17 protein-coding genes are annotated in these 13,155 nt (G+C 65.2%); 8 read left to right on the top strand and 9 right to left on the bottom strand.

Translation table 11 applies throughout. The features are described from left to right. Position 1 precedes the first annotated feature (1 nt). Both rpsN and rpsR read left to right on the top strand, forming a co-directional pair. Positions 2-307, top strand: a complete 306-nt coding sequence (gene rpsN / locus MSTE_RS01465; RefSeq protein ID WP_096498469.1) for a 30S ribosomal protein S14 — start codon at positions 2-4, stop codon at positions 305-307. Further along, entirely contained in the window at positions 307-552 is a 246-nt protein-coding gene (gene rpsR / locus MSTE_RS01460; protein ID WP_078290059.1) for a 30S ribosomal protein S18, read from the top strand. Before rpsN ends, rpsR begins: the two co-directional genes overlap by 1 nt. On the opposite strand, the gene MSTE_RS01455 is transcribed toward rpsR, so the two are convergent. The 5 genes from MSTE_RS01455 to MSTE_RS01435 are packed head-to-tail and all read right to left on the bottom strand — an operon-like array spanning position 553 to position 5,438. After that, a complete protein-coding gene (locus MSTE_RS01455) occupies positions 553-1,704 on the bottom strand; it encodes a serine hydrolase domain-containing protein (protein ID WP_096498468.1) in 1,152 nt (383 codons plus the stop codon). Continuing rightward, a complete protein-coding gene (locus MSTE_RS01450; protein ID WP_096498467.1) occupies positions 1,704-2,687 on the bottom strand; it encodes a DEDDh family exonuclease in 984 nt (327 codons plus the stop codon). The genes MSTE_RS01455 and MSTE_RS01450 overlap by 1 nt, the downstream gene beginning before the upstream one ends. A 34-nt stretch (positions 2,688-2,721) precedes the next feature. Next, positions 2,722-3,903 (bottom strand): acyl-CoA dehydrogenase family protein, encoded by a 1,182-nt coding sequence (locus tag MSTE_RS01445; protein ID WP_096498466.1) that lies wholly within the window; start codon positions 3,901-3,903, stop codon positions 2,722-2,724. Then, entirely contained in the window at positions 3,900-4,967 is a 1,068-nt protein-coding gene (locus MSTE_RS01440; RefSeq protein ID WP_096498465.1) for a phosphotransferase family protein, read from the bottom strand. The genes MSTE_RS01445 and MSTE_RS01440 overlap by 4 nt, the downstream gene beginning before the upstream one ends. 24 nt (positions 4,968-4,991) lie before the next feature. Beyond that, the gene (locus tag MSTE_RS01435) at positions 4,992-5,438 is read right to left on the bottom strand and encodes a MarR family winged helix-turn-helix transcriptional regulator (RefSeq protein WP_162291345.1); all 447 of its coding nucleotides are present in this window, start codon (positions 5,436-5,438) and stop codon (positions 4,992-4,994) included. Positions 5,439-5,724: 286 nt separating this feature from the next. Between MSTE_RS01435 and MSTE_RS01430 the strand changes: the two genes are divergently transcribed. From MSTE_RS01430 to MSTE_RS01410, 5 genes are all read left to right on the top strand, one after another. After that, positions 5,725-6,285: a hypothetical protein gene (locus MSTE_RS01430; protein ID WP_096498463.1), complete on the top strand. Its 561-nt coding sequence runs from the start codon at positions 5,725-5,727 to the stop codon at positions 6,283-6,285. Between the two features lie 113 nt (positions 6,286-6,398). Continuing rightward, the gene (locus tag MSTE_RS01425; protein ID WP_096498462.1) at positions 6,399-7,670 is read left to right on the top strand and encodes a Mur ligase family protein; all 1,272 of its coding nucleotides are present in this window, start codon (positions 6,399-6,401) and stop codon (positions 7,668-7,670) included. Beyond that, positions 7,663-8,376 (top strand): type 1 glutamine amidotransferase, encoded by a 714-nt coding sequence (locus tag MSTE_RS01420; protein ID WP_070953129.1) that lies wholly within the window; start codon positions 7,663-7,665, stop codon positions 8,374-8,376. The genes MSTE_RS01425 and MSTE_RS01420 overlap by 8 nt, the downstream gene beginning before the upstream one ends. 134 nt (positions 8,377-8,510) lie before the next feature. Continuing rightward, the gene (locus MSTE_RS25385) at positions 8,511-9,185 is read left to right on the top strand and encodes a hypothetical protein (protein WP_231896967.1); all 675 of its coding nucleotides are present in this window, start codon (positions 8,511-8,513) and stop codon (positions 9,183-9,185) included. A 32-nt stretch (positions 9,186-9,217) separates the two neighbouring features. Next, on the top strand, positions 9,218-9,919 hold the full coding sequence (locus tag MSTE_RS01410) for a hypothetical protein (RefSeq protein WP_096505305.1): 702 nt from the start codon (positions 9,218-9,220) through the stop codon (positions 9,917-9,919). Between the two features lie 15 nt (positions 9,920-9,934). Here the strand turns inward: MSTE_RS01410 and recR are convergent, their stop codons facing one another. Further along, a complete protein-coding gene (gene recR / locus MSTE_RS01405) occupies positions 9,935-10,543 on the bottom strand; it encodes a recombination mediator RecR (protein ID WP_030096005.1) in 609 nt (202 codons plus the stop codon). Beyond that, entirely contained in the window at positions 10,536-10,880 is a 345-nt protein-coding gene (locus MSTE_RS01400) for a YbaB/EbfC family nucleoid-associated protein (protein ID WP_030096006.1), read from the bottom strand. The genes recR and MSTE_RS01400 overlap by 8 nt, the downstream gene beginning before the upstream one ends. Before the next feature lie 205 nt (positions 10,881-11,085). On the opposite strand from MSTE_RS01400, the gene MSTE_RS01395 reads away from it, so the two are divergent. Beyond that, entirely contained in the window at positions 11,086-11,829 is a 744-nt protein-coding gene (locus MSTE_RS01395; protein WP_162291526.1) for an Rv3717 family N-acetylmuramoyl-L-alanine amidase, read from the top strand. Here MSTE_RS01395 and MSTE_RS01390 read toward each other — a convergent pair. Together MSTE_RS01390 and MSTE_RS01385 are read right to left on the bottom strand one after the other, a co-directional pair. Next, complete coding sequence (locus MSTE_RS01390) at positions 11,826-12,272, bottom strand: SRPBCC family protein (protein ID WP_078299210.1); 447 nt, start codon at positions 12,270-12,272, stop codon at positions 11,826-11,828. The two genes, MSTE_RS01395 and MSTE_RS01390, sit on opposite strands and share 4 nt — an antisense overlap. Positions 12,273-12,321: 49 nt before the next feature. Next, complete coding sequence (locus MSTE_RS01385; protein ID WP_096498461.1) at positions 12,322-13,143, bottom strand: enoyl-CoA hydratase/isomerase family protein; 822 nt, start codon at positions 13,141-13,143, stop codon at positions 12,322-12,324. Positions 13,144-13,155: the final 12 nt, after the last annotated feature.

Genomic DNA, 13,155 nt, shown 5'->3' with positions numbered 1-13,155 from the left:
GATGGCCAAGAAATCCAAGATCGCCAAGAACGAGCAGCGCCGCGCCATCGTCGAGCGCTATGCCGAGCGGCGGGCAGAACTCAAGGAGATCATCCGACAGCCCTTGAGCACCCAAGAGCAGCGCATGGCGGCACAGGCCGAGCTGGCCCGCCAGCCGCGAGATGCCAGCGCGGTGCGGCTGCGCAACCGCGATGCGGTCGACGGCCGACCCCGCGGATATCTGCGCAAGTTCGGACTGTCCCGCGTGCGAGTCCGTGAACTCGTGCACGACGGGTCGCTGCCCGGCGTCCGGAAAGCGAGCTGGTGATGGCCACCAAAACACCCCGCAATCGTCGCGTCAAGGTCGCCGATACCAAGCCCAAGCCCAATCTCTTTGCCAAATTGGGTCTTTCATCGGTCGATTACAAGGACACCAACACCCTGCGCCTGTTCATATCCGAGCGCGGCAAGATCCGCGCCCGGCGGGTAACGGGCCTGACCGTGCAACAGCAGCGCCAGGTCGCCACCGCGATCAAGAACGCGCGCGAGATGGCACTGCTGCCCTACGCCTGATCAGCGCGGCTGCGGAATCGCGTTCTCCAGCAGGAAGATGTGATCCGGACTGATCACCTTGGTGATAGCGGTGCCGAACAAAGTGCTGGGCTGCGCGGGTTGCTTGGCCACGTCGGTGTTGAGCAGCGCCACCACCGTGGTCTGTTCGGCAGGCGAGTAGATGGCGAGCGTCTGATAACCGGGGATGCTGCCGTTGTGGCCGATCCACCCGTGCGCGTCGAAAATCCCTAGGCCATAACGGATATCGTCGGGAACGGGGGGCATCGCCACCGTCTGTAGCCGCTGCTGCTGGGTGGCCGGTGTCAGAAGCTTGCCGGTCGCCAGCGCGGGCACCCAGATCCGTAGGTCCTCGAGCGTCGAGATCATCGCGCCCGCCCAGGACGCCCACGACGGACTCCAGTCGGTGCTGTCGATGAGCGGCCCGGTCGGCGTCAGCTGCGTGTAACCCTGCGCATGCGGATCGGGGATGGTGTTGGTGTCGGGGAAGCTGGTGTGGTTCAAGCCGAGTGGCTCGGTGATGTGCTCGCGCACGAATGCCGGCAGACTCTGCCCACTGACCTTCTCGACCACCTGTCCCAACAGCACGGCGTTCGTGTTGCTGTACTCGTAACCCTGGCCCGCGGGGAAATTGGGCGGTTGCGTGAAGGAGTAATCGAGCAGCTGCTGGGTGCTGTAGCGACGCCGTGGATCAGCCTCCAGGTCACGGTTGAAGACCAAGGACATCGAGTAGTTGAACAGTCCGCTCTGCATCCGGGCGAGCTGGCGCAGGGTGATCTTGTCTCCGCCCGGAACCTTGTCGACATACTCGGCAATCGGATCGTCGAGCCCCAGCTTGCCCTCATCGACAAGTTGCAGCACCGCGGTGACCGTGAAGGTCTTTGTCACACTGCCGATTCGATGATAGAAGTCGGGACGCATCGGTGCACGGGTCGTCGTGTTAGCGACCCCGAACGCCCGGACATACTGCCCCGTGGGTCCCCACACGCCGACGATCGCGCCGGGTACCGCCGCGCTCGAGAGCACCTCGTTGATGGCGGTGTCGAGCTTGGCCGACGTCTGCGCGTCGAGGTCTGCGACGGCAATGCCCGAGTGTCTCCCACACCCGCTGACGAGCAGCGCAAGCGCGAGTACTACACAGAGGGTTCGGCGCATCAGAACAGCGAGTACTGCGCTCCGGCGCGGCTGGGAACCGTGAACTGCTCGACATCGGTACCGCCGACAGCGCGCCGCACCTCGGTCATGAACGTCTCGTCGTCCAGCAGCGGTACGCCGAGCGACCGAGCGTGAAATCCCTTACCTTGCTCAGGATTTAGCTGGTTACAGATCACCACCGAGGTGTCCTCGTCAACCGTGTCGGCATAGGCGAGGCCGGCCTGCATGATCTGCTCGACCAGCTCCTCATGTGTGCGAGCGACCTCGGAACTCAAGGCCACCCGCATGCCCTGCACCAGCGGCTGACCCGCGACGAACGGGCCGGGATTGAGCCAGTGACACGGCTGACGAGATGCCACGGTCTTGAGGGAGCGCAGCTCGTCGTGTGTCACACGGCCGTTGGGCCAGCGCTTACGGGTGGTCTCGCGGATAGGGAGCCACGTTCCCCGTTCCCGTGCACGGTCAAGCACCTTCGGCAGCACCTCGGCCAGCACTCGAGCATCGTCATAGGCGTCGTGAGCCTTGAGCTGCTCGACGCCCCAATGTGCGGCGAGTGTTTCCAGCCGCAGATTCGGCGTATCCAGGTCGAGACGCCGGGTCAGCTCAACCGTGCACATCACCGCCTCGGTGGGCAGTTCGGCGCCGGCCAGTTCGGCCTCCGCCGCCAGGAACGAGTAGTCGAACCCGACGTTGTGGGCGACCAGTGTCCGGCCTCTCAGCAGGGCGATGAGGTCGGGGACGATGTCGGCGAACTCGGGCTGTCCCTCCAGCATCTCCGGAGTGAGACCGTGCACATGCGTGGGACCCGGATCAACACCCGGATTGACCAGACTCACCACACTGTCGGTGATGCTCCCGTCGGCATCAAGTGCCAACGCCGCGACACTGATGACACGCGCCCGACCTGGCTGAAAACCGGAAGTCTCCAGGTCAACCACTACCCACTTGGGGCTGTGGTCGGGCGTCTGCCCCCAGATCGGCATGACTCAGGATGGCATGTGGGACCGACAAGCCGCTCTAGGCGCGCGGGGTACGCAACACTTGACGGCCGATGGCGTACTTGTGCACCTCGGTGGGGCCGTCGTACAGACGGAAGGCACGCATATCGCGGAAGATCATCTCCACCGGTGTCTCGTCACTGATGCCGATACCGCCGAGCACCTGCACACACCGGTCGGTGACCTTGAACAGCTCCTCGGACACGAATGACTTGGCCATCGAGCTCTCGTGTCGCCCCTTGGCGCCGTTGTCCATCATCCAGCAGGCGTGCCAGATGGTGAGACGACATTGATGCAGCGCGATCTCATTGTCGGCAAGCATGAAGGACACCCCTTGATGTTCGCCGATGGTCTTACCGAACGAGGTCCGGGTGCGCGCGTAGTTCACGGCGATGTCCTGAGCGCGGGCGGCAGCCCCGAGCCAACGCATACAGTGCGTCAACCGCGCCGGTGCCAGCCGCAGCTGCGCGTACCGGAAGGCCTGGCCGGTCTCACCGAGCAGCGCCTCCCGCGGCAGAGTCAGATTGTCGAACCGCACCACCGCATGCCCCTCGGCATAGTTACGGTCCATCGTGTTCATGATCCGTTCGATCACAATGCCTTCGGTGTCACCGTCGCACAAGAACAGCGTGGGCCCCTCGGGCAGATGATCGTTGGCTTCCAGGTTGGCCATGATGATCCACGTCTTTGCGCCGCGCGCGCCGGTGATGAGCCACTTGCGCCCGTTGATGACGAAGTTCTGGCCATCGAAGGTGGCCGAGGTCTTGAGCTGTGACGGGTCCGATCCGGCGCCATCGGGTTCGGTCATGGCGAACGCCGAGCGCTGATACCCCTCGATGACGGGACGCAGGAACTTCTCCGACTGCTCCTCGTTGGTGATCTTGCCGAGCAGGAACATGTTGCCTTCATCGGGCGCAGCGCAGTTCATCGCGATGGGTCCCAGGGTGGACCAACCCGCCGCCTCGAAGATCACTGCCTGACCGATATGTGAAAGGCCCCAACCGCCATAGGATTCCGGCGCCTGCACAGTCAGCAGCCCGGCATCTCGGGCCTTGCCGACCAGCTCGGCACGCAGTTCATCGGTGGGTCCGTGCGCGGTCAGCCGAGGATCGCGCTCGTAGGGAATCACAATGTCGGTGACGAACTCACGCACTCGCTGCGCCTTCGCGGACAGCTCTTCCGGAACGCTGAAATCGATCATATTTCTCCCTCGGTGAATTGTGTTGCCGCCCAACTAAGGACAGCCATGGCGATGTCTTCGAAATCCGCGTATCCGGCGCCGACGAGGTCGCCGCACTGCCACTTGCGGTACAGCTGCATCCACGCGACACCCAAACGGAGCCGCGCACACGCCACCTGCCAGTGCAGCGGGCGCGGGCGCATGCCGGCCACGGTGAAGTAGGAATCGATAACGTCCCGACGACTCGCGAACCCCGTTGTCGTGGTTGGCATCTGATTGACGGCACGCACCGCGGTCGGATCTCCCGGCTCCATCCAGTACGACGTCAGAATCGCCAGGTCAAAGAGCGGACAGCCCCGGGTGGTCATATCCCAATCGATCACGGCGTTGGGCGACAAGGTTTCCCGGTCGACGAGCATGTTGTCGAGTTTGAGGTCCATATGCAGTAGCGAGACCCCCGACGGCTCGGGGACCTGCTGTTCCAGCCGCGAGGTCAGGTTCGTGACGACGGCGGGCAACCCCTCGGGCCACACCGCGTGTGCCCGGCGCGTCCAGCCGGTGAGCTGGCGTTCAAGGAAACCCTCGGGCTTGCCGAGATCGCCCAATCCCACAGATTCCGGCGTCACCGCGTGCAGCGAGGTCATCGCCTCGATCAGGGTGGCGGTGATGCGCCCCGGGGCGTCGCCGGGAAGGTCTGCCGGCAGTTCTCCACCGATCACCAACCCCTCGCGGTACTCCAGAAACTGGAAGGGGGCGCCGAGGACGTCAAGATCATCGCAATACAACAAGCCTCGCGGAGCCAGGGCGAATCCTGCATTGAGCCTCGAGAGCACCCGCCATTCGCGCGCCATATCGTTGGCACCCTCGGCGATCGGGCCCGCGGGAGGGCGGCGGAACACAGCCGCCCGGCCGTCGAGGGTCACCAGATAGTTCAGATTGGCCTTACCGCCGGCGAACTGTCGCGCCGCCGAGGCGTCGAGGACGTGCCCCTGCCGCGCCACCCAGGGCGACAGCGCGGCCCAGTCTTGCGGCGTCGTCTCGGCTGTGGCGCGGAACACACGCGTTACCCTAGCCGCGCACCCCAACCGGCTGGTTGGTTGGGTGGACGGTCACTCGTTTTCGCCGGTAGCGTCGATCAGTCGCCCCAGTATCCGTCTGAGTTCGCCCTGATCCTCGGCGCTCAATCGGCCGAACATCTCATTCTCCGCGACCCGGATTGCCGACTCCACCCGTTTGAGCAACGCCTTGCCCTTGGCGGTCACCCGGGCCGGTAACGCGCGCCCCGAGGCCGGCACCGTCGGCCGGGACACCAGCGCCACGTTCTGCAATCCGTTGAGAACCTGATTCATCGCCTGTGCCGAGACATTGTGTTCGCGTGCCAGCTCAGCGCTGGTGCGCCCCGGGCTTTCGTTGAGCATCCGCAGGCACATGAACTCCGGCATCCCGAGCCCGAGCGGCCGCAATGCAGCAAGGACCTGCGGACGCATCACGGCACCAGCCCGGAACATCAGGTACCCGAGCGGCTCGACCTCATCGGATTCAGTCATCGCAAGCATCCTGGCATGAACCTTCCAGGACGCATGCAGACTCGCACCCTTTGGCTAGGCACAGTCGGTTTGGTAAGCCCAGGCAACTCGGCCTTTCTGCCGGGGATCACCAGGGCACGACATGGACAGCGCGAACAAACTGTTGCTGTGCAATGGATTACCGCTCAACACGAAATTCTCAGCCAACTCATATCAAGAACCTTGACATGCTGGATTCAACGCAGGTATCAAGGACGTTGATACAGGTTCAGCGGGCAACACGTCAGCTGCCTGATCTTCAGAGAAGGAGAATTAGATGTCTGATTCATTCGCAGGCTTCGAAGGTCACGGTCCCGGCTTCGGCGGGCCCGGCTTCGGCGGACCTGGATTTGGCGGCCCGGGGTTCGGCCCCGGCGGCCCCGGCGGTTTCGGGTTCCGCATCAAGCGCGCCGTCACCGCCTCGTTGCTGCTCGACGGGCCCGCCAGCGCGGCACAGATCGTGCAGCGTGTCTCGGATGCAACCGAGGGTGAGATCACCCTTCCCGAGCCCGTGGTCGAGCGTGTCCTCGAACGGCTGGCTCATCGTGGCGTGGTGAAGACCGATGACGGCGTGGCCACCCTGACCGACTTCGGCCGGAAGGTGCTCGCGAAGCGAGGCATCACCAGCCAGACCGCGCAGGCGCTTCGGACCAAGCTGTTCCCCAAGCTCGTCAACGTTCTCAAGCTCCGCTCGGGGCTGGCCGAGATCGCCGGGCTGGCGCGCGTCATCGCCCTGACCGGTACCGCCGAGCAGAAGGAGCAGCTGGCCGAGGCCAGCGCCACCCTCCTGGCCACGGTCAACGACGTCAAGCAGTCGCTACAGCGCGCCGTCGCCTAGACGCTGGACATGCACTGCCCGTGCCGCCATCGCCTCCGGTCGCACGGGCAGTGCACCCCCGCTCTGCGACGGTGACATCATCGCCTCGTAAGGGCCTCCAATAAACTGCGCGGATGCCCATCGAGCACCTATCGCTGCGCGGCCGAATCGCGCTCGCCGCGGGCTCCGCCGCGCGCTGGGCCTCGCGCGTCAGTGGTCGCGGCGCGGGGTCAATGATCGGCGGGCTGGTTGCCCTCAAACTCGACCGCGGCATTCTGGCCGAACTGGGCGTCGGCCGCCGCACAGCCATAGTCACCGGTACCAACGGCAAGTCCACCACCACCCGCATGCTGACCGCGGCGCTCGCGACCACCGGGGCTGTGGCCACCAATACCGAGGGTTCGAACATGGACGCGGGTCTGGTGGCCGCACTGGCAGGAACCCGCGATGCCGAGCTGGCGGTGCTCGAGGTCGACGAAATGCATGTGCCACATGTCGCCGACGCGATCCGCCCCGCGGTCGTCGTACTGCTCAACCTCAGCCGCGATCAGCTGGACCGAGTCGGCGAGATCAACAACATCGAGCGCACTCTGCGTAAAGGCCTGTCCCGACACCGTGACGCGGTGATCGTCGCGAACTGCGATGACGTCCTCATGACCTCGGCGGCCTACGACAACCCCAACGTCGTCTGGGTGGCCGCCGGCGGCGGCTGGGCCGGCGATTCGGTGAGCTGTCCACGCAGCGGCGAGCTCATCGTGCGCGACGGAAATCATTGGCACAGCACCGGAACCGACTTCTCCCGCCCGGATCCGGACTGGTGGTTCGACGACGACCGCATCTATGGCCCCAGCGGAATCAGCCTGCCGATGTCCCTGACGCTGCCCGGTACCGCCAACCGCGGAAATGCAACGCTCGCGATTGCCGCTGCGGTTGAGCTCGGCGCCCGCCCCGGTCCTGCGGTCGATGCCGTATCGGCCGTCGATCAGGTGGCGGGCCGCTACCGGAGCATCGATCTCGGAGACCACACGGTGCGACTGCTGCTGGCCAAGAATCCAGCCGGCTGGCAGGAGGCGCTGTCGATGGTGGATACCGACGCCGACGGACTCGTCATCGCGGTCAACGGGCAGGTGCCCGACGGCGAAGACCTGTCCTGGCTATGGGATGTCAACTTCGAACATTTCGCGTGTGACAACCCACAGACCGCAGTGCCGCCTGTCGTCGCCTCGGGGGAACGCGGCACCGATCTCGCGGTGCGGCTGACCTATGCCAGCGTCACGCACACCCTGCACCACGACCCGGTTCAGGCCATCAGAGCCTGTCCTTCCGGCAAGGTCGACGTGATCGCCAACTACACGGCGTTCCTCAACCTCAACCGCGCACTGGCCAAGGTGGTGCGGCATGAGTGAATCCACCGTCCGAGTCGGCCTGGTACTCCCCGACGTCATGGGCACCTACGGCGATTCGGGAAATGCCGTAGTGCTGCGGCAGCGGCTGCGGATGCGCGGAATCGACGCCGAGATCGTGGAGATCACCCTGGCCGATCCCGTCCCCGACTCCCTGGACGTGTACACGCTGGGCGGGGCTGAAGACTACGCACAACGGCTCGCCACCCGCCATCTCATCGCGCATCCGGGCCTGCAGCGTGCCGCCGAGCGCGGCGCACCGGTGCTGGCGATCTGCGCGGCCATCCAGGTGCTCGGGCATTGGTACGAAACGTCATCCGGTGAGCGCGTCGAAGGGGTCGGCCTGCTCGATGTCACCACCAGTCCGCAGGACAAGCGCACCATCGGAGAATTGGCCGGCGTGCCCATCATGGATGAGCTCGAAGACACCCTGACCGGATTCGAGAACCACCGCGGTGGAACAGTTTTGGGGCCCGCGGCGGCCCCGCTGTCCAAGGTCGGCCGCGGCGCCGGAAATCGTGCCGGTGACGGTACCGACGGTGTGGTGCAGGGCAGCGTGATCGCCACATACATGCACGGTCCATGCCTGGCACGCAATCCCGAGTTGGCCGACCTGTTGCTCGCGCGCGCCATGAATGTGCCGCAACTGACTCCGCTGGACTTGGACGAAGTGGCGCGGCTGCGTCGAGAGCGTTTGTCCGCTCGCTGACCTTCCTCTTCCCTCTCATGGGCCGCGCGCCGGGTACCGAATTCGAGTAGTCGATTACTCACGCAGACCCGGCCGTACGCGCAATACGTTCTGTGGGCATTCACGTTCCATGCCGAACGCCCAAAGGAGCGATTGTGACCAGTGATTCCGTAGCGCGGTTCTTAAAGGCCGAGCGGCGCAGTCTATCTGTGCCAGAAGAGAAGTCGGTGATCGTTGATCCCAGCGATCGCGAATGGGCGGAGGTGACACATCGTCTGGAAATCGCCGGATTCGACGATCTTCAGACGCTGCGCCTGGTCCCTGAGCGTTTGGAGGAGCGCGTTGCGCGCCAGGCCATAGCGGAGGACGACATCGCAGTACGTGAGATCGCCCGCCGCATGGCCGAAAGTGTCGTCGAGCACCCCGACGCCCAGGATTCGTGCTGCACGCCGTGTGCAAGCAAGAGCGAGGGCCGAGTGAGCTACCCGGCGCGACTCGGCCAGCTCTACCGCGAGATCCGTCCGGCCATGCACACGAATCTGTCACGCGCAGTGGGTGATGCGCTTGGAGTACCGCTGGAGGCCGACAGCCTCGAGGCGAAGATCACCCACTCGTTCACCCAGCGGTACGCCGCACACGTCACCCGAATCCCCCTGATTATCGTGCTGTTCAAAGATATCGAGATCGGCAGGAACGCCACGCTGACCTTGGGGTCGAAGGCGAAGAGCCTGTGGGCCAACGATATCCGCATTCATACCGGAGGGCGACTCGTTATCACCTCCAGTTACATCAAGATTCGCGCGACATCCGTCCGCGGCAACCTTGCATAAACAGCAATCTGACATAACGAGGAGTGACCACCATGGCGAACATCATCAGCAATGGTCCGAACGGCGATGCCGGAGCGACGGGCGCACAGGGCACCCAAGGTCCCACCGGCGCGGCAGGGACCATGGCGAACTGCAATTGGATTGACGACGACTGCGCCACCCGAGGCGGGACCGGGGGAACCGGAGGCAACGGTGGAGCCGGCGGTCCTGGCGGCCCGGGTGGCCACGGAGGCGTCATCGACTTTGAGGTGGAGACCTTCATGGACGGTGTATCGCTTCAAGCCAAGGGTGGCCGCGGCGGAAACGGCGGGCAGGGTGGAGTCGGCGGAACCGGTGGCACCGGAGGCAAGGGCGGTGATGGAGACGACTGCGAGTTCGGTAGAACTGGCGGCAATGGCGGCACCGGGGGTCGCGGCGGAGACGGAAACTTCGCCGGTCCCGGCGGCAATGGCGGCGTCATCCTCGTCAAATGCCAACACGACCTGTCCCTGGGCACGCATCCGATGGATGTATCGGCCGGCACCGGTGGCAATGGTGGGATCGGCGGCGGTAACGGTTCGGGCGGATCGGTGGGCGCTAACGGCGCGACCACCGGTGTGTTTTCGTCCTCATCGGACTGCAGCGGGCCGGGGCCTCAACCGAACCCGGGCGCACCCGGCGATCCGGGGACGTCGGTGACGGTGTCGGGAGCACAAGGCAACCCCGGTCAAGCACAGTTCCTCATCGTCCCCTGAAGGTAGGCAAGGGAATCAGAGGGGGCGGCGGCCGGAGAGGGCGCGCCCGAGGGTCAGCTCGTCCGCGAACTCCAGGTCCCCGCCCATCGGCAGGCCGGACGCCAAACGGGTGACCGTCAGCCCGGGAAAATCGCGCAGCATTCGTACCAGGTAGGTGGCCGTCGCCTCCCCCTCGGTGTTCGGGTCGGTAGCGATGATGACCTCGGAAATGGAGACGCCGTCCTCGTCGGTTCCGATGCGCGTCAACAGCTCCCGGATTCGCAGCTGATCGGGGCCGACCCCCGAGAGCGGATCCAACGCGCCGCCGAGCACGTGATAGCGGCCTCGGAACTCTCGGGTGCGCTCGACCGCCTGCACATCCTTGGGTTCCTCGACAACGCAGACCAATGCGAGATCGCGTCGTGGGTCCGAGCAGATCCGGCAGCGCTCCTTGTCCGAGACGTTCCCGCAGACCTCGCAGAACTGAACGCCATCGCGCACTCGCGTCAAGGCCGCGGTCAGCCGATCGATATCGGGAGCCTCGACACCCAGAAGATGGAAGGCGATGCGCTGTGCGCTCTTGGGTCCAACCCCGGGCAGTTTGCCCAGCTCGTCAATGAGGTCCTGGACCGGGCCCTCAAACACCGGGCAATCCCAGCCCTCCACCAAGATCGCCGAGGCCACCCGCGAGCGGGCCCAGCCGCTGGCTCGCCAGTTCCTGTGTCTTCGAGGTCAGATCGGCCAACGCGCCGATGATCAGGTCCTGCAGCGTCTCGACATCTTCGGGATCGACGATCTTCGGGTCGATCTGCACGTTGATCACTTCGCCACTGCCCTTGCCGGTGATCCGCACCAGGCCGCCACCGGACTCCCCGGTGACCTCCGCCGCCGCGATCTGCGCCTGAGCGGCCATCAGCTGCTGCTGCATCTGCTGTGCCTGCGCGAGCAGGGCTGACATATCCGGGGCGCCTCCGGGTTGCATGAACTCTCCTTCTCGCCTCAAACGACCGGGTATCAACTTGGTCACGCTCGCCGGGCCTCGGCGGGTCGTCAACAAGGGTAGCCGCCGGCCGGGCTACCGTGGCCAGGTGCGAGTGAGTTTCGGACACCATATGTCGCGTGCCGTGCCGCTCCGTCGCGCCATGGGCCTGGCTGGGACGGCGCTATTGACGGCGGCATCGGTCACGGTGCTGCCGATCGTCACGCCGGCGGCCCCCATCGCCGCAGCCGCACCCGGCATCGCCGGACGCATCGTCGTGCTGGACCCCGGGCATAACGGGGCCAATGACGGCTCGATCAACAACCAGGTGCCCGACGGTCGCGGCGGCACCAAGAGCTGTCAGACCAGCGGCACCGCCACGGACGGCGGGTACCCGGAGCACACCTTCGCGTGGAACACCGTGCTGCTCATCCGTCAGCAGCTGACCCAACTCGGCGTGCGCACCGCGATGACCCGTGGCGACGACGACAAACTCGGTCCGTGCATCGACAAGCGCGCGGAGATCGAGAACAGCTTCAACCCCGATGCCGTCGTGAGTATCCACGCCGACGGCGGCCCGGCCGGTGGTCACGGCTTCCACGTCAACTACTCGAACCCGCCGGTAAACGCGGTGCAGGGTGAGCCGACGCTGCGCTTCGCCAAGACCATGCGCGACAGCCTGCAAGCCGCCGGTCTGACACCTGCGACCTACATCGGCACCGGCGGGCTCTATGGTCGCTCCGACCTGGCGGGCCTCAACCTTGCTCAGCACCCGAAAGTTCTCGTTGAGCTCGGCAACATGAAGAACGCCCAGGACTCGGCGATGATGACGAGCCCCGAGGGCCGCGCCAAGTACGCGCAGGCCGTGGTTCAGGGCATCGTCGCCTACCTCAGCGGCACCGCACCGGCGCCGGGTGTAGACCCGGCGGCGGCGCCTGCACCCGGCGGTTAGGTCGCCGAACCTTCGACCGTCTTCTTCAGGTTGTCCAGCACCTCGGCCTGAATTTTCTTGAGCCCCAACGGTGCAAAGGTCTTCTCGAAGAATCCCTTGATGCCACCGCCGCCCGTCCACGCGGTCTTGGTGGTGACGGTGGAGCCGGTTCCGGCAGGTGCGACGGTCCAGCTGGTCACCAGCGTGGAGTTGGCGTCCTTCTCGATGACGGTGTGCCCGGCAACGCTGACGCTGGACTTGATGTCCCGCACGCGCGACTCGGTGGCCTGCAGCTTCCAGGCCGCAACAGTGCCCTCACCCTGACCGCCCTCGAGCACCTGGTAGTCGCGGTAGTGGCCGGACAAGATCTTCGGGCGCACATTCTGGTAATCGGCAACCGCGGCGAGCACTGCCTCGGGTGCCGCGTCGATCAACACCGAACTGGACGCACTGACCTGACCCATGAGTTCTCCCTCGCTACGACTTGGTTCTACTACTGGTTGTAGTCGCAGTCTAAGGGTCGCCCACGAGATCGCCGAGGCGACGTTCACCGTCCGCCGTCTGGCCGCCCCGCTGCAGAAACAGCGCGATTCTTTCGGTGCTGTGCACGTCAGCGAACGCGGTAACGATGGCTGCCCGCTCGGCGGCCAACCCCGGCTCCAGATCGATGACCAGCGCATCTACCGTGCTCTTGGCACCGGCGATCAGTGCGAGCGGATTGACGGCGATACGCCGGGCGAGTCGATTCGCGAACCGCCACCCCTCATCGGGGTCCAGGGCACGGTTCACCCAGCCATATCGCTCCGCCAGGTCAGCATCGAAATCCTCGTGACCCAAAATCACCTCGAGCGCGCGTGCCCGCCCCATGCCCTGGACCAGGTGCTGGGGGCCCGAACCCGCCGGCACGATGCCCAGACCCGTCTCCACCTGATTGAAGACGGCCTTGCCGCGCACCGCGAAGCGCATATCCAGATTGAGGAGGAATTCGCTTCCCCCGCCTGCGACCCGGCCCTCCACGAGGGCGATAGTGGCCTGCCGCAGCGCGCGGAACCTGCCGACCAATCGTTGGAAGGATTCGACGGACTCCGCAGTACGCGCCGAATCCGTCTGCAGGATTTCGACATTCAGGTGGGCGATGAAGAAGTCGGGATTGGCGCTGCCGAACAGCACCACCGCCACGTCGTCACGGTCGGTAAGCCATCGGGCCAGACGCGACAGGCTTGACATGAGTGGCCCGTCCAGCAGATTGAGCGGACCGTTGTCGATCAGGACTGTCAGGACACGATCGTCACGCGTGCAACGCAACCCGTTGAGTTCGGGCACCTCAGTATTCACGAGCCAGTGCTC

This window comes from [Mycobacterium] stephanolepidis (assembly GCF_002356335.1).
GTDB classification, from domain to species: Bacteria; Actinomycetota; Actinomycetes; order Mycobacteriales; family Mycobacteriaceae; genus Mycobacterium; species Mycobacterium stephanolepidis.
The sequence above is the reverse complement of the archived record's forward strand: the minus strand, read 5'-3'. Positions and strand labels throughout refer to the sequence as shown.

Excerpts from the sequence above, each read along its gene's own strand:
- MSTE_RS01400 (WP_030096006.1), bottom strand. The coding sequence starts at position 10,880 with ATGCAACCCGGAGGCGCCCCGGATATGTCAGCCCTGCTCGCGCAGGCA.
- MSTE_RS01445 (WP_096498466.1), bottom strand. The coding sequence starts at position 3,903 with ATGATCGATTTCAGCGTTCCGGAAGAGCTGTCCGCGAAGGCGCAGCGA.
- MSTE_RS01435 (WP_162291345.1), bottom strand. The coding sequence starts at position 5,438 with ATGCTTGCGATGACTGAATCCGATGAGGTCGAGCCGCTCGGGTACCTG.
- MSTE_RS01425 (WP_096498462.1), top strand. The coding sequence starts at position 6,399 with ATGCCCATCGAGCACCTATCGCTGCGCGGCCGAATCGCGCTCGCCGCG.
- MSTE_RS01455 (WP_096498468.1), bottom strand. The coding sequence starts at position 1,704 with ATGCGCCGAACCCTCTGTGTAGTACTCGCGCTTGCGCTGCTCGTCAGC.
- MSTE_RS01390 (WP_078299210.1), bottom strand. The coding sequence starts at position 12,272 with ATGGGTCAGGTCAGTGCGTCCAGTTCGGTGTTGATCGACGCGGCACCC.
- rpsN (WP_096498469.1), top strand. The coding sequence starts at position 2 with ATGGCCAAGAAATCCAAGATCGCCAAGAACGAGCAGCGCCGCGCCATC.
- rpsR (WP_078290059.1), top strand. The coding sequence starts at position 307 with ATGGCCACCAAAACACCCCGCAATCGTCGCGTCAAGGTCGCCGATACC.
- MSTE_RS01450 (WP_096498467.1), bottom strand. The coding sequence starts at position 2,687 with ATGCCGATCTGGGGGCAGACGCCCGACCACAGCCCCAAGTGGGTAGTG.
- MSTE_RS01430 (WP_096498463.1), top strand. The coding sequence starts at position 5,725 with ATGTCTGATTCATTCGCAGGCTTCGAAGGTCACGGTCCCGGCTTCGGC.
- MSTE_RS01420 (WP_070953129.1), top strand. The coding sequence starts at position 7,663 with ATGAGTGAATCCACCGTCCGAGTCGGCCTGGTACTCCCCGACGTCATG.
- MSTE_RS01410 (WP_096505305.1), top strand. The coding sequence starts at position 9,218 with ATGGCGAACATCATCAGCAATGGTCCGAACGGCGATGCCGGAGCGACG.